General features: G+C 65.0%; 20 protein-coding genes. 12 read left to right on the top strand and 8 right to left on the bottom strand.

Going from position 1 to position 18,292, the window contains the following annotated elements:
- Positions 1 to 351: 351 nt before the first annotated feature.
- Entirely contained in the window at positions 352 to 1,722 is a 1,371-nt protein-coding gene (locus AC5YGJ_RS12020; protein WP_496186662.1) for a hypothetical protein, read from the bottom strand.
- Positions 1,723 to 2,385: 663 nt separating this feature from the next.
- Here AC5YGJ_RS12020 and AC5YGJ_RS12015 point away from each other — a divergent pair.
- Both AC5YGJ_RS12015 and AC5YGJ_RS12010 read left to right on the top strand, forming a co-directional pair.
- Positions 2,386 to 2,601: a type II toxin-antitoxin system RelE/ParE family toxin gene (locus tag AC5YGJ_RS12015; RefSeq protein WP_496186744.1), complete on the top strand. Its 216-nt coding sequence runs from the start codon at positions 2,386 to 2,388 to the stop codon at positions 2,599 to 2,601.
- Between the two features lie 58 nt (positions 2,602 to 2,659).
- Positions 2,660 to 2,962, top strand: coding sequence for an addiction module antidote protein (locus AC5YGJ_RS12010; RefSeq protein WP_496186661.1), 303 nt, complete (start codon positions 2,660 to 2,662; stop codon positions 2,960 to 2,962).
- Between the two features lie 57 nt (positions 2,963 to 3,019).
- On the opposite strand, the gene AC5YGJ_RS12005 is transcribed toward AC5YGJ_RS12010, so the two are convergent.
- Together AC5YGJ_RS12005 and AC5YGJ_RS12000 are read right to left on the bottom strand one after the other, a co-directional pair.
- Complete coding sequence (locus AC5YGJ_RS12005) at positions 3,020 to 3,343, bottom strand: hypothetical protein (protein WP_496186660.1); 324 nt, start codon at positions 3,341 to 3,343, stop codon at positions 3,020 to 3,022.
- A gap of 80 nt (positions 3,344 to 3,423) precedes the next feature.
- Positions 3,424 to 3,831 (bottom strand): hypothetical protein, encoded by a 408-nt coding sequence (locus AC5YGJ_RS12000; RefSeq protein ID WP_496186659.1) that lies wholly within the window; start codon positions 3,829 to 3,831, stop codon positions 3,424 to 3,426.
- A gap of 584 nt (positions 3,832 to 4,415) precedes the next feature.
- Here AC5YGJ_RS12000 and AC5YGJ_RS11995 point away from each other — a divergent pair.
- On the top strand, positions 4,416 to 5,186 hold the full coding sequence (locus AC5YGJ_RS11995) for a DUF3011 domain-containing protein (RefSeq protein WP_496186658.1): 771 nt from the start codon (positions 4,416 to 4,418) through the stop codon (positions 5,184 to 5,186).
- Between the two features lie 22 nt (positions 5,187 to 5,208).
- Here the strand turns inward: AC5YGJ_RS11995 and AC5YGJ_RS11990 are convergent, their stop codons facing one another.
- Positions 5,209 to 5,556: a hypothetical protein gene (locus tag AC5YGJ_RS11990; RefSeq protein ID WP_496186657.1), complete on the bottom strand. Its 348-nt coding sequence runs from the start codon at positions 5,554 to 5,556 to the stop codon at positions 5,209 to 5,211.
- A gap of 130 nt (positions 5,557 to 5,686) precedes the next feature.
- On the opposite strand from AC5YGJ_RS11990, the gene rocF reads away from it, so the two are divergent.
- From rocF to AC5YGJ_RS11975, 3 genes are all read left to right on the top strand, one after another.
- Complete coding sequence (rocF, locus tag AC5YGJ_RS11985) at positions 5,687 to 6,607, top strand: arginase (protein WP_123959397.1); 921 nt, start codon at positions 5,687 to 5,689, stop codon at positions 6,605 to 6,607.
- Positions 6,608 to 6,769: 162 nt separating this feature from the next.
- On the top strand, positions 6,770 to 6,907 hold the full coding sequence (locus tag AC5YGJ_RS11980; RefSeq protein WP_014035659.1) for an entericidin A/B family lipoprotein: 138 nt from the start codon (positions 6,770 to 6,772) through the stop codon (positions 6,905 to 6,907).
- A 199-nt stretch (positions 6,908 to 7,106) separates the two neighbouring features.
- On the top strand, positions 7,107 to 7,328 hold the full coding sequence (locus AC5YGJ_RS11975) for a CsbD family protein (RefSeq protein WP_004153772.1): 222 nt from the start codon (positions 7,107 to 7,109) through the stop codon (positions 7,326 to 7,328).
- Positions 7,329 to 7,394: 66 nt separating this feature from the next.
- Here the strand turns inward: AC5YGJ_RS11975 and AC5YGJ_RS11970 are convergent, their stop codons facing one another.
- On the bottom strand, positions 7,395 to 8,195 hold the full coding sequence (locus tag AC5YGJ_RS11970) for a hypothetical protein (protein WP_496186656.1): 801 nt from the start codon (positions 8,193 to 8,195) through the stop codon (positions 7,395 to 7,397).
- A 108-nt stretch (positions 8,196 to 8,303) separates the two neighbouring features.
- Here AC5YGJ_RS11970 and AC5YGJ_RS11965 point away from each other — a divergent pair, with 108 nt between their 5' ends.
- The 4 genes from AC5YGJ_RS11965 to AC5YGJ_RS11950 all read left to right on the top strand — a co-directional run bounded on the left by AC5YGJ_RS11965 (position 8,304) and on the right by AC5YGJ_RS11950 (position 12,903).
- The gene (locus AC5YGJ_RS11965; RefSeq protein WP_496186655.1) at positions 8,304 to 9,599 is read left to right on the top strand and encodes a tryptophan--tRNA ligase; all 1,296 of its coding nucleotides are present in this window, start codon (positions 8,304 to 8,306) and stop codon (positions 9,597 to 9,599) included.
- A gap of 154 nt (positions 9,600 to 9,753) precedes the next feature.
- Positions 9,754 to 10,056, top strand: coding sequence for a hypothetical protein (locus AC5YGJ_RS11960; protein ID WP_309336574.1), 303 nt, complete (start codon positions 9,754 to 9,756; stop codon positions 10,054 to 10,056).
- Positions 10,057 to 10,212: 156 nt separating this feature from the next.
- Positions 10,213 to 11,145: an MBL fold metallo-hydrolase gene (locus tag AC5YGJ_RS11955; protein ID WP_496186654.1), complete on the top strand. Its 933-nt coding sequence runs from the start codon at positions 10,213 to 10,215 to the stop codon at positions 11,143 to 11,145.
- A 105-nt stretch (positions 11,146 to 11,250) separates the two neighbouring features.
- Positions 11,251 to 12,903 carry a M28 family metallopeptidase gene (locus AC5YGJ_RS11950; RefSeq protein ID WP_496186743.1) on the top strand — a complete coding sequence of 551 codons (1,653 nt, stop codon included), beginning with the start codon at positions 11,251 to 11,253 and terminating at the stop codon, positions 12,901 to 12,903.
- A gap of 26 nt (positions 12,904 to 12,929) precedes the next feature.
- On the opposite strand, the gene AC5YGJ_RS11945 is transcribed toward AC5YGJ_RS11950, so the two are convergent.
- Positions 12,930 to 13,229, bottom strand: a complete 300-nt coding sequence (locus AC5YGJ_RS11945) for a hypothetical protein (RefSeq protein ID WP_249844917.1) — start codon at positions 13,227 to 13,229, stop codon at positions 12,930 to 12,932.
- Positions 13,230 to 13,296: 67 nt separating this feature from the next.
- Positions 13,297 to 14,631, bottom strand: a complete 1,335-nt coding sequence (locus tag AC5YGJ_RS11940) for an MFS transporter (protein ID WP_496186653.1) — start codon at positions 14,629 to 14,631, stop codon at positions 13,297 to 13,299.
- Positions 14,632 to 14,930: 299 nt separating this feature from the next.
- Here AC5YGJ_RS11940 and yedA point away from each other — a divergent pair, with 299 nt between their 5' ends.
- Both yedA and rarD read left to right on the top strand, forming a co-directional pair.
- Complete coding sequence (gene yedA, locus AC5YGJ_RS11935) at positions 14,931 to 15,836, top strand: drug/metabolite exporter YedA (protein ID WP_496186652.1); 906 nt, start codon at positions 14,931 to 14,933, stop codon at positions 15,834 to 15,836.
- Positions 15,833 to 16,726: an EamA family transporter RarD gene (gene rarD, locus AC5YGJ_RS11930; RefSeq protein WP_107231510.1), complete on the top strand. Its 894-nt coding sequence runs from the start codon at positions 15,833 to 15,835 to the stop codon at positions 16,724 to 16,726. Before yedA ends, rarD begins: the two co-directional genes overlap by 4 nt.
- Before the next feature lie 246 nt (positions 16,727 to 16,972).
- On the opposite strand, the gene AC5YGJ_RS11925 is transcribed toward rarD, so the two are convergent.
- On the bottom strand, positions 16,973 to 18,289 hold the full coding sequence (locus tag AC5YGJ_RS11925; RefSeq protein ID WP_496186651.1) for an ABC transporter permease: 1,317 nt from the start codon (positions 18,287 to 18,289) through the stop codon (positions 16,973 to 16,975).
- Positions 18,290 to 18,292: the final 3 nt, after the last annotated feature.

Raw genomic sequence — 18,292 nt, 5'->3', positions numbered from 1 at the left:
TGCTGCCAAGGGTGGGTATCCAGTGGAGATCAAGAAGATTATTATTTTCGCCATCCTATCCAGGCTCAATAACGAGCGGCAATGGACCTCGAAAGGATTCACGAGATACGTCGAGACATGGAATGAATCGACCAGCTTAGTCAAGACAGTGTAGGTTCAATTCTGATCGGGATATATCGCGCGCGACCATCTACTCTTGGCCGTCATCGGCACGCGTTGCTCGACTCCATGGTGCCTCTACCCGGTTCGTTCGCTTCGGAAAGGCGGTACCACGAGGAATCGAAGGAGGTCTTGAGCTTCGGGTCTCAAAGAAGGCCAGCGCACTGCGTTGGCCTTCTCGAAGGCGGGTCGTCACCAAGTTACCTTCCACATGCCACCGCCCTGACACCGATCACAGTGGTGGAACGATTGCCAATCGTTCCGTCCCTCCTTCTTCTCGACCCCCTTCCAAGCTTTGTCGGCCGAGTGAGCGTTTGTCCATCTATTGTGTCCACAATCGCCACGTCGTTCCATCACATCGTGATTTGGTGTGGAGTAGATTTTTTTGTAATAAACGATCTGACCAGGTGTGATGTCGTCACGGCCCTCGTCGTCACTGCTATCATCCTCATCTTCGTCATGTGCGTCAGGGTCGTTGGCTGGAGCCATGATGCGTGCGTATTCAAGCTGAGCTTCGGCATTTTCTGCTCGAGTTCGTTCCAAAGACAGCTCGGTTGTTAGTTCAACCAACTTCCGCTGAGCGTCGTCCAGATCGCTCACCAGGGTGTTCGCGATTTCCCAAGCTTCAGCGGAATCCGAAGCCGTACGATGCAGCTCGGCGAGTCTTTTTCGAGCCTGTGCCCTGAATATTGCACTGATCTCGGACGGCTCCGAAATTGACAGTGCTGCTGCAGACATGACTCTCTGGCGGAGCAGTGAGCGAAATCTATCCTCTGCATTGCTATGCGTCGGACTCTCAAGCATCCGCTCCGAGGTCCAAACAGTGCTGGAAACTTGATCAAGCGCAGTTCCTCCGGTCGGCCAGTAGATGCGCACGGCGCCGTCATAGCAGGCGAGTTTTCGACCGAGGCGGTGAGAAATCTCCTTTGCTGCCTCCTCATCTACAGAAGACACGTAACTAAGTCCGACCAAGTCCGACGCGATCTTTCTGTCCAGTCCGTCCCATACAAATTGACCGCGTTCCTGAGAAATCAGAACCAGAGGAAACTTGCGCTGACTCGATAGAATTACTCGACAGACTTCGGCACCTTCTTCTGCGCCTCCGAAATGCTGAGGCTTCCCAGAAGGAAGTGCGGCGCCATTTAGTTGCCAATCTCTGTGGCGGCGAATTACGTCACGTAGTACTGCCGGGCAACGACCACTTGTAGGTCTGTGAGATATTCTTGTATTGATGTTACAAGCGGAGACGGATGCATATACGGAAACCTTATCCTGCGATCCCGTGAGACAGATGCGGGTTACAAACTCTTGGCTTTCGTTTGCCTTCTCCCGTAGGATGAGCTCTTCTGCGTACTCACCATCAATATCCACAACTTCTCTAGTGTAGCGACCTCCACCGCCGGGCGTCTCAGATTCAAAAGCCCCCGGTGAAGTGTTCGGATCTGCAACACCCTTCTGAGAAAGCCATTCACTAAAGCTGGAATTGACTGACTTAATTCGGGCTGCACGCTCATCAGCTGAAAGGCCAATTCGTTCAAGCAAATACGTGGAAATTGTTTGCACCTGTCCCCCCACTAGTTCTTTGGCTATCACAGCATCTTAACGGATAGTGGGCATTGTGAAAGCACCCTGATGCATTTGCGCTGCAGCATAGGCCTCTACACCGCGCGCTAGCGTCAACCCAATTGACCGTCTAGATTCCTCGCCACGGCTTAGGTACCTAGTGCCCTTATACCGGTGATCATGGTCGAAGGCACTCCCGTCTGGAGTCTTACTGCCTCATCGCGCATACAGCGGCCCGCCGCACCTGCGGTCCTTGCTTCTCTCGCATTCCCTTCACTTGCGGTAACCATGCTGGTAGCTGGGCCAGATGGCGGGAAAATTGGGAATGGATAGCCTAAGCCACTGATTCTAGAGTTTTGCTTAACTATCTTGTAAGCACTAGGTCATCCGTTCGATTCGGATAAATCGCACTAGCGAAAAGGTGCGGGCGCATCGTCGTCTGGGGTGCGAAGGTTCGTTGAGCATACCTCCGCACCGAGCGTCCTTCCCTCTTTGCTTCGCTGTTTTGTCTCCCGCTCGTGAAGCGTCGGCGTGCCTATTGCCATGTGCATTCCGCATATTTGAAAGGCTGTAGCCAGTAGGCTACATTTCTCCATGAAGATCCAGCGTACCCGCCAGTTCGCGACATGGATTGACACTCTCTAAGGACGTAACCGCGCGCGCATCCTGGTTCGCATCGCTCGACTCGCCGAAGGTCATCCGGTTGATCACCACTATCTAGGGGACGGTGTTTCCGAACTGCGTATCGATGCAGCGCCGGGCTACCGCGTGTACTACACCCAGCGCGGCAGGCAGTTGCTGATTCTTCTGGTCGGAGGTGACAAAAGCTCACAGCAACGCGATATCGAAAAGGCCAGGGAGATTGCGCGTGCCCCGTGAGCGTCGAACTGGCTGTAGGCGAAGCGACTCAATACCGAAGTACTGGAGCTGTTCCATCATGGCCACCAAGAAAAAAGTCGAAATCAAAGCATTTGATGTGGCCGAACATCTTCGGACACCCGAAGAGATGGCCGCCTATCTCGATGCCTGCATCGAGGAAAGCGATGGCGATTCTGCCTTCATCGCCAAGGCGCTGGGCGACATCGCGCGCGCGCAAGGCATGAGCAAAGTTGCACGTGCGGCGGGTCTGTCACGGGAGAGTCTGTATCGCGCACTCTCGGGCAAGCGCAGTCCTGATTTCGCCACCATCCTGAAGGTGACCCGTGCCTTGGGTGTGCGCCTGCATGCCAGTGCCGTTTGAGGCATCAAGGCACTGCGCTCCAATTCTGCTACCTCAAGAAGTCCGCTGCGATCAGGTTCAATCAGACCGAATGATGCGGATCAACCCTCGTGTTGCCGATCCGTTTCCGAAAGCGGCCACCGTGCCACAGCGGAATACCTCTTTCGCACCGTCATGGTTGATGAATGAGATCGTGCAGTGTGCCCGCGTTCCCGGCGCGACGCGGGTGATGGCGCGATCATTCAGCACGAAGCTGTACCACATGAGTTCAGGGCTTATCGAAAGCGCCATGGGGCGCGCGGTGCAGGCGATCATCTCGGCAACAGCGCCGCCGCGCGAATCCACTTCGTCCAGCCGCAGCTCAACGAGAACAGGTTTCAGGTTTGGATAGGGTGTGCTCATTTCAGGAGCGGGTCTGCCTGATTCGATAGCCGGGGTAGCGACGCGTTGAACCTGTGCATTGGGAATCCCGCTGGCCTGCATTATTGAGCCCCCCGCGCCTGCAACGCCACATACTCGGCCAGCCCCCGGCAGGCCAGCATCAGCCCTTCGCGCACGCCGTCGCCGATATCATCTTTCTCATCCCCATCCACGCGCACGCGCTCGTTGGCGTGGTACAGCTCCAGCAGTGACACCAGGCCCACGGCGGCGCGGTCCCTGCGTGCGGCAGCCACGGCGTCGCCGGCTGTGCTTGCCGGCCCCTGCCACGGCTGCCCGTCGGCGGCATCGCCGGCCTGGATGCGGCGCAGGCAGACGGGCAGGTTGATGGGCGCGGGTGCATCGTTGGCAGCGGCGAAGGCGGCTTCCAGCGGCTGCGCCAGTTCGAGCGGCAGATGCAGGGCGGCCTCGCCCAGCGTGGCGGTCAGATACGGGTAGAGCGTCTTGGACATGCGGGCATCCTCGTCGGGCACAGAGGCGCCGCCACGATAGGGTGGCGGGCGATACGTGGTTTCCAATCCCGGGACTGAATGAGCCGGTGGGCACAAGGCCCCCACGCACCGCCCGCCGTAGGCCGGCGAACGGATTGCCAGCCGGCGCCGCTCTTGGGAGGACGACGCCGGCTGGCAAGCGTATACAGCTTTCAGTCTTCGGGTTGGAAATCCCGGCCACCAGCTGCAGGTGGCGATTCATCATGCGTGTGCCAACTCACCGCCTACCAGTCGATTGTTTCGATGGCATCGGGTGATCTGAAAGGAAAAATGAATTATCGCGATTGGCCTGTTCCCGCCGCTGCGATGCCGAAAGCGACATATCGCGCAATGCGATCATCCGCCGGAAATCGGCAGGCCTCAGCGCGGTTGCGAGGCCTGGAAAGACCTACAAAGTGAAGCTGGCTTAACAGCCCGGGTGGAGGCGCCACAGCCACCATAGCAAACATAAACCCCCAAACGCGCGCCCGGATATTGATTCTCCTCACACACCACTCCCGGCGGCCCACCGCATACTGTGGGCACACACCCTTCGGGAACCGCCCATGTGTCGCCACGCCCTGCCGCTCACCGTCGCACTGTTGTCCGCCGCGTTCGCAGCCCCGGCCATGGCCGCCGTGCCGTTCTTCAACGCCAGCTGCCCGGGCGGCATCGATGTGCACGCTGATGAAGGCGGGCCGGTCTACGTGCAGGGCCGCGAAACGGCGTTGAAGCGCTTCAACGACCGCTATCTCGAAGCACGCGATGCCAACAGCGGCATCACCCTGTCGATCAGCCGCAACGATGACGGCTCGCCGCAGGTCAGCTACACCGGCCGAGGCGGCGCCAATGGCATCTGCCAGGTCAGCAGCCGTGGTGCGCCCGCGCCCGCCACAAACAGCGCCCGCCCTGGCGACGCTGCCACCGGGGATGCCGCGCTGCCGCGCGAAGTGACTTGTGAATCCACCGGCCAGCAGCAGGTGTCGTGCGATCTGAACACCCGTGGCAATGTGGAGATCGTGCGCCAGCTCAGCCGCACCCGCTGCGAGGAAGGCAAGAACTGGGGCCTGTCGCGGCACTCGGTGTGGGTCAATGGCGGCTGCCGCGCGGTGTTCCGCAATGTGTCTTCGGTGACCACCCCGGCGCCGTCAGGCGATACCGCACTGGGGGCCTGCAATGTGCGCAAGGGCGCGCAGGGCGCCCTGGTCACCCAGATGCCGGTGGGCAGCGATTACCAGGAACTGATCATCGATTATCCCGACGGCCGCTTCCTGTGCATGATGCGCAATAACGGCCAGGTGCAGAGCGTGACGCCGGTTCGCCGACGCGGCCGTTGAATCCGCGGGTTCGGGGCCGGCGTCAGCCGCCGGTCTGCCGCAGCAGCACCCACGCCAGCAGCAGGGCGAACGTTGCGAAAAACGTCAGGCCGAACCACAGCGCGGCAACCTTCACGCTGCCAATCAACGCCGTCAGCATCCGCTGCGGCTCGCTCTTCAGGATCGGGTATTCAGCGTGCGCCTTGCGCAGGCGGTGCCAACCGAATCCGAAGAACACCAGGAACGAGAACGGCGTCAGCAGGAGCGCCGTCTGGATCATCCAGCCGTTCGGCGACGCATCGGCCTTGCCGTTCAACAGAACCGCAAACGCGGCGATGGGCAGCGCGCCCATGAAAAAGCGTGGCCAGGCGGTATTGATGAAGGGCGACATGGCATTCTTCCATGAAGGGCGGTCGGGTCCGCGCGGCATCATGCCATGCCCATGGCCTGCTGCACCGCCGCGAGTGGTGTCACACAGCTCTGGCTAGACTGTGCTTCTTTTTCCCCCGCAGGAGGCACCCATGGCCCATCCCATTTCCGTATCGTTGATCGGCGTTCCCACCGACGTGGGTGCGGGCCATCGCGGTGCACGACTGGGGCCGGAAGCGCTGCGCGTGGCGGGCCTGCCGGAGGCGCTGGAAGCGCGCGGCGTGGACGTGCGCGATGTGGGCAACCTGGATGGCCCGCGCAACCCGTGGACTGCGCCGGTAGAAGGCTACCGCCACCTGGACGAAGTGGTGGCGTGGAACCATGCACTGATGGAAGCCAGTTATGCCGAACTGCAGGCCGGGCGCATGCCGATCATGCTCGGTGGCGACCATTGCCTGGGCATCGGTTCGATCACCGCCGTCGCGCGCTGGTGCCGCGAGCAGGGCAAGACGCTGCGCGTGCTGTGGCTGGATGCGCATTCGGATTTCAACACCAGCGATGTGACCCCGTCGGGCAACATCCACGGCATGCCGGTGGCCTGCCTGTGCGGCCTCGGCCCCGACGCGCTGACCCGCCTGGGCGGCAGCGCACCGGCGATCACCCCGGCGCAGATGCACCAGATTGGCATCCGCTCGGTGGACCCGGAAGAGAAGCGCCTGATCAAGACCCACAAGGTGGATGTCTATGACATGCGCTACATCGACGAGAACGGCATGAAGCGCGCGGTGGAAGCGGCGCTGGCCGGCATCGACGAGAACACCCATCTGCATGTCAGCTTCGATGTGGATTTCCTCGACCCGAGCATCGCCCCGGGCGTGGGCACCACCGTGCCGGGCGGGGTGAACTACCGCGAGGCGCAGCTGGTGATGGAGATGATTGCCGACACCGGGCGCATGGGTTCGCTGGATATCGTCGAGCTCAACCCCTTGTTGGACAAGCAGAATGCCACCGCCGAGCTGGCCGTGGATCTGGTCGAAAGCCTGTTCGGCAAGTCCACCCTGATGCGCGATTGAAGGCGTCCCCTGAACGGAATCCCGAACCGTTCACACCCGCTCCACGCCCCTGCCGCCAGATTGCACTTCACGCGGCGGCAGTGGGCATTGGTGCCCTCCCGCCGAGCGAAAGAACCCCATCCGCGAATGAAGCGGTATAGCGGCGAACCCAAGGAGAAGCCCATGAAGCGCGTAGTTGCCCTGATGCTGTTGTCGATGTTCTCGGTGGCCCTGCTGGCCGGTTGCAACACCGTGGCCGGTGCTGGCAAGGACGTGCAGAAGGCCGGTGAAAAGGTTGAGGACGCCGCCAAGGGCAAGTAAGCCCGGCGCGGAACGCAACAGGAAAAGGCCGGGGCTTCCCGGCCTTTTTTGTGCGTGCTGATCTGCGCGGGCGTGCACCGGTAGTGAACCATTCAAGCAGGTGAGCACGCATTTCATTGGCGGTTGACCGGCATTCAACAGCCGCTGCGCGAAGCTGGAGCCACGGTAAGAACGCCGTTGCAACCAAGGACTCCCAGCAATGAACAAAGACATCATTTCCGGCAAGTGGTCGCAGCTGAAGGGCAAGGCCCAGGCCAAGTGGGGCGATCTGACCAACGACGATTTCGATGTGGCCGAAGGCAATGCCGAGTACCTGGCCGGCCGCCTGCAGGAACGTTATGGCTGGGCCAAGGACCGCGCCGAGAAGGAAGTCCGTGAGTTCCAGGATGCGGTGAGCAAGGACTACCCGGACTACAAGTAAGCGCTACAGTTCCCCCCACAGCACAACGCCCGCACCGTGAGGTTGCGGGCGTTGTGTTGTCTGCGCTCAGCGCGCCGGCGGGTCAGGCACGTAGCGGTTCGGGAACGCCTTCGGTTCGCGCGGCAGGCGCGAGGGCGCGTCGACCAGGATGCCGCGCGCACGCAGGTTGCGGGCGCTGTCGTAGCGCAGCTGCAGCACCTGGGCCGGGCTGCGGCTGGCGCGCTCGAACGCGGTATCGCGCACAGAGGACTGTTCGCGCGCACCGTGGCCGGTGCCCAGCGCGGGAGCCTGCGCCTTGCTGGCGTAGCCCTCGATACGGCTGGCACTGGCATCGGCGGCCGCTTCGGCCTGTGCGGCCGGCGCCGGTGGCGGCAGGCCACGGCGCAGGATCGGCTCGGGGCGCCAGCGACGCGCCTCTTCGAACACGGCCACGCCGACCACGCCGATGTTGTCCGGGCGGCCGGTACGGCTGGCGTAGCTGCCGCTGGGGCTGCTGAACACGAACTGCGCCACTTCGTCCTGGCTCTTGCGCCAGCCGGTGATGTCGGCGCGCTGGCCGGGGTTGAGCACGTAGCCGGTCTGCGAGGGATCGGCATTCTCGCCGGAAATGGCGTTGATGCCGTCCACCGACAGCACCACCAGCACCCGGCGCGGGCTGTCGTTGTACAGGCGCACGGCGTAGCGATGGCCACGCTCGCCGGCCACCCAGCGCTGGCCCTCGGCGGGATAGCTGCGCAGTTCGGTGCCACGGTCGCGGTCGACCAGGGTCATGCGCACCGGGCCGCCTTCGTACACCGGCGGCGGGGGCGGGGCCGGGCGGAAACCGGCCAGGGGCAGGATCAGCAGCAGGGGCAGCAGGCGTTTCATCGGGCGTCTCCAGCGGGGTTGAGTGAATGAACGCGCCGCCGGCCCTGACGGGGTTGGCCGTGGGCACGGTAAACTGGCCCCGTTCATCGAAGGTTTCCCCACGCAGTCATGACGACCCGAGTCCTTACCGGCATCACCCCCTCCGGCACGCCCCACCTGGGCAACTACGTTGGCGCCATCCGTCCGGCGATCGCGGCCAGCCGCGCCCCGGGGATCGAGAGCTTCTTCTTCCTGGCCGACCTGCACAGCCTGATCAAGTCCCAGGACCCGCAGCGCACCCAGCGCGCGACCCTGGAGATCGCGGCCAGCTGGCTGGCCTGCGGCCTGGACCCGGAACACGTGTGGTTCTACCGCCAGAGCGACATCCGCGAGACCACCGAGCTGATGTGGTTCCTCACCGCCATTGCCAGCAAGGGCATCCTCAACCGCGCGCACGCCTACAAGGCGGCGGTGGACAAGAACCGCGAGGAAGGCGTGGATGAAGATGCGGGCGTCAGCGCCGGCCTGTTCATGTACCCGGTGCTGATGGCCGCCGATATCCTGATCTTCAAGGCCAACCAGGTACCGGTGGGCCGTGACCAGATCCAGCACATCGAGATGGCGCGCGATTTTGCCCAGCGCTTCAACCACGTGTACGGCAAGGAGTACTTCCCGCTGCCGGACGTGGTGATCGACGAGCAGGTGGCGACGCTGGCCGGCCTGGATGGCCGCAAGATGAGCAAGAGCTACCACAACACCATTCCGCTGTTCGTGCCGCGCGAGGAGCTGAAGAAGCTGGTGTTCTCGATCCTGACCGACTCGCGCGCACCGGGCGAGCCGAAGGACACCGAGGGCTCGGCGTTGTTCCAGATGTACCAGGCGTTCGCTACCCCGGAACAGACTGCCGAATTCGCCAAGGCGTTCGCCGCCGGCATCAGCTGGGGCGATGCCAAGCAGCAGCTGTTCGAGCGCATCGACAACGAACTGTCGCCGCTGCGCGAGCGCTACAACGCGCTGATGGCCGAGCCGGAGAAGATCGAAGCGCTGCTCAAGCGACGTGGCCAGCAGCTGCGCGAGCAGCTGGCGGCCCCGCTGCTGGACGAGCTGCGCCATGCGGTGGGCCTGCGCGACCTGTCCACGGCCGGCGACATCGCCAGCGAGGACGCTGGTGTGGCCCGTGTGGCTCCGCCGCTGTTCAAGCAGTACCGCGAGAAGGATGGCCGCTTCTACTTCAAGCTGACCGCCGGTGACGGCACGCTGCTGATCCAGAGCGAAGGCTTCGATTCGCCGCGCGATGCCGGCCAGCTGATCGCGGTGATCAAGCAGGCCGAGCAGGGCGACCAGCTGCAGAGCGAGCTGTTCAAGCTGGAGGCCGAGGTGGATGCGGTGCTGGCCGCGCTGGCGGCGCTGCGCGAAGCGGCCTGATCGGATAATGCGGTAGAGCCGAGCCCACGCTCGGCTTTGCTTTTGTAGAGTCGAGCCAAGCTCGACTGCTTTTCCGGGCAGCCGAGCATGGGCTCGGCTCTACACAGGGAACCTGCTGTCAGGCGTGGGCCTGGCACATCAGAAGGAGTCTGCGATGGCCTGGTTGTCGCTGCTGCTGTTCCTGCCCTGGTTCCTGCTGCTGGGCAGCCTGTACTGGCTGTTCCCGCGCCAGCCGCGTACTGCGCGGCGGCGCTTGTTCGATGGCACCACCCTGCTGCTGGCCTTCGCGCTGAGCATCGTCTCGATGCTGTGGGGGCACCACATCGGCGTGGTGCAGCCCGGCGCCGGCCCGATCTGGCCGCAGGTGCTGGCGGTGCTGTACGCCTACGGCGCATTCCTGGCGGTGCTGGTGCTGGCCCTGCTGCTGCGACCGCGGTTCGCATTGCGCTGCGGTTGATCGGTAGTGCCGGCCGCTGGCCGGCAACCGCCTTCACCTCGCGACCGCGAGATTGCCGGCCAGCGGCCGGCACTACCCGACCAAAGCCGCATCGAACCCGGCCCGCCCACGCGCCTACCATGGGCGTCTGTTCCCGATCCTGCCAGGTGCGTGCCGATGACCGCCGACCCCAGCATCCACACCATCGATACCGGCTTCCAACGCGCCGACTTCGATGCGGCCTATCTGATTGTTGAAAACGGCCGCGCCGCGTTCGTCGATTGCGGCACCGGGCTGTCAGTGCCGGCCATGCTGCAGGCGCTGGCCGACGCGGGGCTGGGCGTTGAGGCGGTGGACTGGCTGCTGCTGACCCATGTGCACCTGGACCACGCCGGGGGCGCCGGCCTGCTGATGCAGCAGCTGCCGAACGCGAAGGCGGTGCTGCATCCGCGCGGTGCACCGCACATGATCGACCCGACCCGGCTGGTTGCCGGTGCGACGGCGGTGTACGGCGCCGAGGAGATCGCACGCAGCTATGGCCGCATCGAGCCGATTCCGCAGCAGCGCGTGGTGGTGGCCGAAGACGGCCACCGCATCGATCTGGCTGGCCGCGAGCTGATGCTGCTGCACACACCGGGCCACGCGCTGCACCACTACTGCGTGTGGGATGCGCGCAGCCGCAGCTGGTTCACCGGCGATACCTTCGGCATCTCCTACCGCGAGTTGGACAGCGCGCAGGGCGCCTTCATCTTCCCCACCTCCTCGCCGGTGCAGTTCGACCCTGAGGCGATGAAGGCTTCGATCCAGCGCATGCTCGATTACGCGCCGCAGGCGATGTACCTGACCCATTACGGCCGCGTGCAGCAGGTGCAGAAACTGGCCAACGATCTGTTCGAGCAGATCGATGCAATGGCCACCATCGGCCGCCAGTGCGATGACCGCCCGGACCGCCACCGCTGCCTGCTGGCTGCCTTGCAGGCGCTGTACCTGGAACGCGCGCAGCAGCATGGTTGTGCGCTGGACGAGGCCGCCGTGACGGCGGTGCTGGCGATGGACATCGAGCTCAACGCACAGGGCCTGGCCTGCTGGCTGGACCGCATCCGCGCCTGACGCCACGCCTGGCGTGAATGAGGCGAGGGCACGCTGCGCCGCGATGTCACGACCACGTTACACTCTGGTGACTTCCAAGCCTGCCGTGGTATTGCCGTGAATCCGATGCGCGTGTTGCTGCTGTCGTCCTGCCTGTTCGTCGGTGGCCTGGCCCATGCGGCCAACGATCTGCCCGGCGGCGGCATCGATCCGCAGGCGCTGTCGCGTCACGTGCGTGTGCTGGCGTCGGACGAGTTCGAGGGCCGCGCGCCGGCCACTGCCGGCGAAGAGCGCACCGTGCAGTACCTGATCGAGCAGTTCCGCAGCTACGGCCTGCAGCCGGGCGGCGTGGATGGCAGCTGGGTGCAGCCGGTACCGCTGGTGCGTGCACAGCTGGACGGCCCGGCCAAGGCCAGCCTGTCGCTGAAGCAGGGCAAGCGCGCACTGGCCAATGGCGTGGACGTGACCCTGCAGAGCCTGCAGCCGCGCAAGCGCGTGCAGATCAAGGATGCGCCGCTGGTGTTCGTTGGCTACGGCATCGACGCGCCGGAACGCCACTGGAATGACTACAAGGACGTGGACCTGCACGGCAAGATCGCCGTGGTGCTGATCAACGATGCCGACTTCGAGGCCGATGCACCGGGCGCGTTCGACGGCAAGGCGGTGACCTATTACGGCCGCTGGACCTACAAGTTCGAGGAAGCCGCACGCCGTGGCGCCGAGGGCGTGCTGATCGTGCACGAGACCGCGCCGGCCGCCTATGGCTGGGCGACAGTGAAGAGCTCGGGTACCTCGCCGCTGTTCGACATCGAGCGCGGCCAAGCTGACGCGATGGCCCAGCACACGCCGCTGCGCGGCTGGATGCAGCGCGAACTGGCCGAGGCGATCTTCGCCGACGCCGGCCTGGATTTCGATGCCGAGAAGCGCAAGGCAATGCGCGCCGACTTCCGCCCGGTGGCGCTGGACAACGCCAAGCTGAGCGTGGATTTCGCGCTCAAGCGCGAGCAGGTGGTGACCCGCAACGTGGTGGCCAAGCTGCCCGGTGGCGAGCACGGCGACGAGGCGGTGATCTTCTCTGCGCACTGGGACGCGTTCGGCATCGGCCAGCCGGATGCCAAGGGGGACCGCATCCGCCGTGGTGCGATCGACAACGCCACCGGCGTGGCCACCGTGCTGGAGCTGGGCCGCGTGTTCGCGGCCGGCCCGCAGCCGCAGCGCACGCTGTACTTCGTGGCGCTCACCGCCGAAGAGAAGGGCCTGCTGGGTGCCAGCTACTATGCCGCGCACCCGTTGGCGCCGCTGGACAAGACCGCTGCGGTGCTGAACATCGAGATGTTCAGCCCGGATGGCCCGACCCGTGACATTGCGTCGTGGGGCAAGGGCCGGGTTTCGCTGGAAGGCGACCTGGAGCGCGTGGCCAAGGCCCGTGGCCGCAGCTACAGCCCGGATCCGAACCTGGAGGCCGGCTTCTTCTATCGCGCCGACCACTTCGCCTTCGCCCGTTTGGGCGTGCCGGCGATCACCATCGGACCGGGCCTGGACAAGCGGGACGGTGGCGTAGAAGCCGGCCGCGCCCTGCGCGAGAAGTACTTTGCCGACTGCTACCACCAGGCCTGCGATGCCTGGACCCCGAGCTGGGACCCGAGCGGCCACGCCGCCGACACCCTGCTGGTCTACGACCTGGGTGCCGAGCTGGCCAACAGCCGCCGCTGGCCGACGTGGGAAAAGGAATCGGAGTTCCGTGGCGCGCGTGACAAGAGCGAAGCCGCCCGCCGCTGATGGGGGTTGCCGGCCAGCGGCCGGCACTACCGTCGTCGGCGCAGCAGTTTCCACGCGCCCCAGCCGGCTGCCGCGAGTGCGGCCAGATAGCACACCACCATCGTGCGCAGGCCGACGTCATGCAGGGGGCCCGGGCGGGAGCTCCAGCGCAGTTGCAGCGAACTGTGCCCGCTGCCCAGGTCCATCGCCAGTTGCAGCGAAAGCGCGGCGCAGAGCACCAGCAGGGTGATGCCGAAACCGATGCGCGGCCACGCCGCCTGCGCGTCGGGGCGGCGCAGCAGCCAGGCCAGCGCGGTGGCGGCGGCCAGCATCACCGCCATCCACATCAGCGGCGAGGCCGCAGACGCAGCGGCCACCGGCATTGCACCGGTGGCCGCGATCACTACAGCATCCTTACTTGCGGGTGCCGTCGAGCCAGTTCGGGCCCTTGTTGGTGAGGAAGAACACATAGACCACCAACGATACCGCGATCGTCGCGGTCACGTAGATGGCGAACCAGTCGACGTGACCGGTCTTCAGTGCGCCCTGGTACAGCAGCGGGGCGGTGCCGCCGAACAGCGAGTTGGCCAGCGCATAGCCCAGGCCCACGCCCAGTGCACGCACGTGGGTGGGGAACAGCTCGGCCTTCACCACCGCGTTGATCGAGGTGTAGCCGGTGAGGATGACAAAGCCCAGGGCCAGGGTCAGGAAGGCCAGGGTGGCGTCATGCTGGTGCGGCAGCTGGGTGATCAGGTACCAGCTGTACAGCACGCCGCCCACGCCGAAGAACACCAGCAGGCTCTTGCGGCCGATGATGTCCGACAGCCAGCCACCGACCGGCTGCAGCACCATCAGGAACGCCAGCACGCCCAGGTTGATCAGGGTGCCGGTCATCGGGTCGTTACCCGCGAAGGCGCTCTGGATCATCTTCGGGCCGTTCACCGAATAGGTGTAGAAGGCGATGGTGCCACCGGCGGTGATCAGGAAGCACAGCAGCAGCGGGCGCCACTGGTGCACGAACAGTTCGTACATCGAGCCGGACTTCTGTGCCTTGCCCTCGCGCGCGGCTTCGATGGACGACTCCGACAGCGATTCGTCCATGCCCCGACGCAGCCAGAACACCACCACCGCGGCGATGCCACCGATGCCGAAGGCGATGCGCCAGCCCCACTCGGAGATCTCCGGCTTGCCCCAGAAGGTCAGCATCAACAGCAGGGTAAGCTGGGCCAGCACGTGCCCGCCGACCAGGGTGACGTAGTGGAACGAGGACAGGAAGCCGCGACGGCCGGGAATGGCGGCCTCGGACATGTAGGTGGCGCTGGCGCCATATTCACCGCCGGTGGCGAAGCCCTGCAGCAGCCGCGCGAACAGCAGGATGACCGCCGCCCAGATGCCGATGCTGGCCGCAGTGGGAGTGATGGCGATCAGGAACGAGCACAGCGCCATCACCGTCACCGAGACGGTCAGCGCCAGGCGGCGGCCATGGCGGTCGGCGAAGCGGCCGAAGAACCAGGCCCCGATCGGGCGCATCAGGAAGGTGGCCGCGAAGATCGCCCACACATACATCGTGGAGTTCTTGTCATCGGGCGAGAAGAACTGCGACTCGAAGTACACGGCGAACACCGAGTACACGTAGACGTCGTACCACTCCACCAGGTTGCCGGCGGAGCCTTTGAGGGTATTGGAGATCGAGCGGCGCAGCGCGGCGCCTTCGGTGCTGGGGGCAGCGGGTTGGGACGTGGTGCTCATCTGGGTGGGAATCCTCGATGCGGCGCTTCCGTGCGGGAAAGATCGGTGCCAGGCGTGCGCAGGGCGCTGCGGGCCAGCCTCCTAGGTACTGCATCCCACGTCAACGCCGGGTGCCGGGAGGGCGGGCAGCGCATGGGACCGCACAGGGTGGACCAGGCCACGCCTGCGGACCATAACTAAATCGTCGTATCCGGTGTCATCGCGGGGGCTTCGGCGGGCACCGGCAGGTTGTCGCAAACCGGGGTGATTTCCCTCTGTAGAAGGCTCTAGAATCGGTTTCCCCCGTCTGCTGGTGCGTCATGTCGGCTCCCCCTTCTCCGTCTGCGGCTGCCCCCCGGGGTGGCCTTGTCGCGCTGGCCTTGCTGCTGGTCTATGTGGTCTGGGGTTCGACCTACCTGGGCATCGCCAAGGCCCTGCATGGCGGCGCGCTGCCGCTGACGATGGTCTCCGGCAGCCGGTTCATCATCGCCGGCGGTGTGATGTTCCTGGCCTTGCGCCTGTTCTGGAAGATGCCGAACCCGAGCCTGCGGCAGTGGCGCAACCTGCTGATCATGGGCGTGACCATGCTGGTGCTGGGCAACGGCATGGTGGTGCTGGCCGAGCGCGAGGTGTCCTCGGGCCTGGCGGCGACCGCCGTGGCCTCGGTGCCGCTGTGGATGGCGTTGTTCTCGGCGCTGCGCGGCCAGCACGCCAGCCGTGGTGAGTGGCTGGGCATCGCCATCGGCTTCCTCGGCGTGGTCTGGCTCAATGCCGGCAGCAGCCTGACCGCTTCGCCGACCGGGCTGGTGCTGCTGTTGATCGCACCGGTGGGCTGGGCGTTCGGCTCGGTGTGGGCACGCGGGCTGGACCTGCCGGGCCCGTTCATGACCGCAGCCGGGCAGATGATCTGCGGTGGCGTGCTGCTGGTGCTGATCGGCCTGGCCGTTGGCGAACGCCCGACCACGCTGCCCGACACCGACGGCCTGCTGGCGATGGCCTATCTGTGTGTGTTCGGCTCCATCGTCGCCTTCACCGCCTACGTCTGGCTGCTGCAGAACGTGCGCCCGGCGCTGGCCGGCAGCTATGCGTACGTCAACCCGGTGATTGCGGTGCTGCTGGGCGCGCTGCTCAACGGTGAGCGCTTCGGTTGGCGCGACCTGCTGGCGATGGCGGTGATCCTGCTGGGCGTGGTGGTGCTGACGATGGCAAGGACGCGCAGGAAATGAGCATGGACGAAAAAGAACAACGCCGTGGCCTGCTGGTCACCGCCTCCACCTTCGTGATCTGGGGGCTGGTGCCGGTGTACTGGCACCTGCTTAACGAGGTGCCCTCGTTCCAGATCATCGCTCACCGCATCATCTGGAGCACGGTGCTGGTGCTGGGCTGGCTGCTGCTCAGTGCGCGCCTGGGCTGGTGGCAGAAGATCGCCGCGCAGCCGCGCGCGCTGCCGATCCTGCTGGTGTCGAGCCTGACCATCGCCTTCAACTGGGGCCTGTACATCTGGGCGGTCAACGCCGGCCATGTCATCGAGACCAGCCTGGGCTACTTCATCAACCCGCTGGTGAACGTGCTGCTGGGCGTGCTGGTGCTGAAGGAACGCCTGCGCCGCCTGCAGTGGGTGGCGGTGGCGATGGCGGCGGTGGGGGTGGCCTGGCTGACCATCGACGCCGGCACGCCGCCCTGGATCGCGCTGGGCCTGGCCTGTTCGTTCGGGCTGTACGGCCTGCTGCGCAAGCTGGTCTCGGTCGATCCGGTGGCTGGGCTGGGCGTGGAAAGCCTGTACCTGTTCCTGCCGGCGCTGGCGTTTGCGATCTGGGCCGAGAACGGCCATGGCGGCGCGTTCTTCCATGGCTGGGGCTGGCGCAACGATCTGCTGCTGATCTTCGGGGGCGTGGTCACCGCTGTGCCCTTGATCGGTTTTGCCTACGGCGTGAAACGGATTCCGCTGTCGCTGGTCGGCATCCTGCAGTACATCGCACCGAGCCTGCAGCTGCTGCTGGGCGTGTTCTTCTTCCATGAGGCCTTCGATACCGGCAAGGCGATCGGCTTTGCCGCGATCTGGGCCGGCCTGATCCTGTTTGTCGGCGACAACCTGCGCGCGATGCGCAAGCGATAGCTTCCTGCAAAAAGAACGGCGCCCCGAAGGGCGCCGTTCTGCTTCCATCCACGGCCAGGAGAGAGATGGCCGTGACGGGAACGCGGTTGCAGATGATGGGCGCGCGATTCTAGAGGGTTTCCCTGGGCAGCGGTCTGACAGCGCGGCGGCAAGATGAATCGCGTCCAACAATCCACAGACACGTGACAAAAAAAAGGACGGAGCTTTCGCTCCGTCCTTCCGGGTGTACCGCTGCGAAACCCAAGCTCAGGTTTCGCGCAGTGCCGTGGTGATCGGCAGGCGTGCCGCGCGCAGCGCCGGGAACAGGCCGCCGACCAGGCCGATGCCCAGCGCCCATTTCAGGCCGGTCCACAGCAGTTCCGGCGACACATGGAACTTGAACACCACCGCGCTGAAGTTGCTGCCGATGGTGGACACGCTGTAGCCGTTGAACAGCAGCCACGCCACCGCGCAGCCGAGCAGGCCGCCGAGCAGCGCCAGCAGCATCGTCTCCAGCATCACCGCGGTCACCACCGGCAGGCCGCGGAAGCCGATCGCGCGCATCGTGGCGATCTCGCGCGCACGCGTGGCCACCGCTGCATACATGGTGTTGAGCGCGCCGAACACCGCACCGACCGCCATGATCGTGCCGATCACCTTGCCGAGGATGTCGATCAGCTTGGTCAGGCCGCCGCCCTGCTTGCCGTAGTAGGCACGGGTGGTTTCCACGTCCAGCTTCAGGCGCGGGTCGGCCGCCACGGCGGTCTTGAACTGCTCGAAGCCCGGCTTGCCCTCGGTGCGCACGGTGATCGACTGCCAGGCACTGCGCTGGTAGGTGGTGGCCAGCGTGTCGGCGTCGGTCCACAGTTCCGAGTCATGCGCATCGCCGGTGGCGAACACGCCCACCACGGTCCAGGTCTGGTTGCCCAGGGTCAGGGTCTTGCCCACCTCCAGGTCGCGGAACTGGCCCTTGGCGCCCTGGCCGACCACGATCTCGCGCAGGCCGGTGCCGAATCTGCGACCTTCGACGATCTTGACCCGGTCATGCACCGCCCACGCCTGCGGGCCGACGCCGCGGAACTGCGCGTTGACGTCGGTGCCATCAGACTTCGACACCAGGTTGACCACCTGTGACAGTTCCGGTGACAGCAGCGGACGGCCCTGCGCGTCGCGGCTGATGCCGGGCAGGGTGGACAGCATCGGCACCTGTTCGCGGGTGATCACCGAGTTGGTCTCGGCCTGCGAGCCCCCGCGCAGCACGATGGCGGTGGTGTCATCGCCGGTGTTGTTGAGCGTGGCCTGGAAGCCTTCGCCCATCGCCAGCATCGCCACCAGCACGCCGACCACGCCGGCGATGCCGACCACGATCACCGACGATGCGCCCCAGCGCTGCGGCAGGCTGGCCACGCCGATGCGGGTGGCCGCCAGGGCCAGCCGCCCGCCGCGGGTCAGCAGCAGCCACAGCGCCACCAGCACGGCCACGGCCAGCACGCCGATCCACGGCAGGCCGATCCACAGCACCAGGCCGATGACCAGCAGCAGCACGGTCAACGCGTTGCCGACCCACTTCTTGAACTTGTTCATCTG

It is taken from the genome of Stenotrophomonas sp. CS3K5 (assembly GCF_059515225.1).
Note: the sequence above shows the minus strand (reverse complement) of the source record. Positions and strands in the feature narration are given on the sequence as shown.

Excerpts from the sequence above, each read along its gene's own strand:
- AC5YGJ_RS11960 (WP_309336574.1), top strand. The coding sequence starts at position 9,754 with ATGGCCTGGTTGTCGCTGCTGCTGTTCCTGCCCTGGTTCCTGCTGCTG.
- rocF (WP_123959397.1), top strand. The coding sequence starts at position 5,687 with ATGGCCCATCCCATTTCCGTATCGTTGATCGGCGTTCCCACCGACGTG.
- AC5YGJ_RS11945 (WP_249844917.1), bottom strand. The coding sequence starts at position 13,229 with ATGTGGATGGCGGTGATGCTGGCCGCCGCCACCGCGCTGGCCTGGCTG.
- AC5YGJ_RS11950 (WP_496186743.1), top strand. The coding sequence starts at position 11,251 with ATGCGCGTGTTGCTGCTGTCGTCCTGCCTGTTCGTCGGTGGCCTGGCC.
- AC5YGJ_RS11925 (WP_496186651.1), bottom strand. The coding sequence starts at position 18,289 with ATGAACAAGTTCAAGAAGTGGGTCGGCAACGCGTTGACCGTGCTGCTG.
- AC5YGJ_RS11995 (WP_496186658.1), top strand. The coding sequence starts at position 4,416 with ATGTGTCGCCACGCCCTGCCGCTCACCGTCGCACTGTTGTCCGCCGCG.
- rarD (WP_107231510.1), top strand. The coding sequence starts at position 15,833 with ATGAGCATGGACGAAAAAGAACAACGCCGTGGCCTGCTGGTCACCGCC.
- AC5YGJ_RS12005 (WP_496186660.1), bottom strand. The coding sequence starts at position 3,343 with ATGAGCACACCCTATCCAAACCTGAAACCTGTTCTCGTTGAGCTGCGG.
- AC5YGJ_RS11955 (WP_496186654.1), top strand. The coding sequence starts at position 10,213 with ATGACCGCCGACCCCAGCATCCACACCATCGATACCGGCTTCCAACGC.
- AC5YGJ_RS12000 (WP_496186659.1), bottom strand. The coding sequence starts at position 3,831 with ATGTCCAAGACGCTCTACCCGTATCTGACCGCCACGCTGGGCGAGGCC.
- AC5YGJ_RS11965 (WP_496186655.1), top strand. The coding sequence starts at position 8,304 with ATGACGACCCGAGTCCTTACCGGCATCACCCCCTCCGGCACGCCCCAC.
- AC5YGJ_RS11940 (WP_496186653.1), bottom strand. The coding sequence starts at position 14,631 with ATGAGCACCACGTCCCAACCCGCTGCCCCCAGCACCGAAGGCGCCGCG.
- AC5YGJ_RS12010 (WP_496186661.1), top strand. The coding sequence starts at position 2,660 with ATGGCCACCAAGAAAAAAGTCGAAATCAAAGCATTTGATGTGGCCGAA.
- AC5YGJ_RS11980 (WP_014035659.1), top strand. The coding sequence starts at position 6,770 with ATGAAGCGCGTAGTTGCCCTGATGCTGTTGTCGATGTTCTCGGTGGCC.
- AC5YGJ_RS11990 (WP_496186657.1), bottom strand. The coding sequence starts at position 5,556 with ATGTCGCCCTTCATCAATACCGCCTGGCCACGCTTTTTCATGGGCGCG.
- yedA (WP_496186652.1), top strand. The coding sequence starts at position 14,931 with ATGTCGGCTCCCCCTTCTCCGTCTGCGGCTGCCCCCCGGGGTGGCCTT.
- AC5YGJ_RS11975 (WP_004153772.1), top strand. The coding sequence starts at position 7,107 with ATGAACAAAGACATCATTTCCGGCAAGTGGTCGCAGCTGAAGGGCAAG.
- AC5YGJ_RS11970 (WP_496186656.1), bottom strand. The coding sequence starts at position 8,195 with ATGAAACGCCTGCTGCCCCTGCTGCTGATCCTGCCCCTGGCCGGTTTC.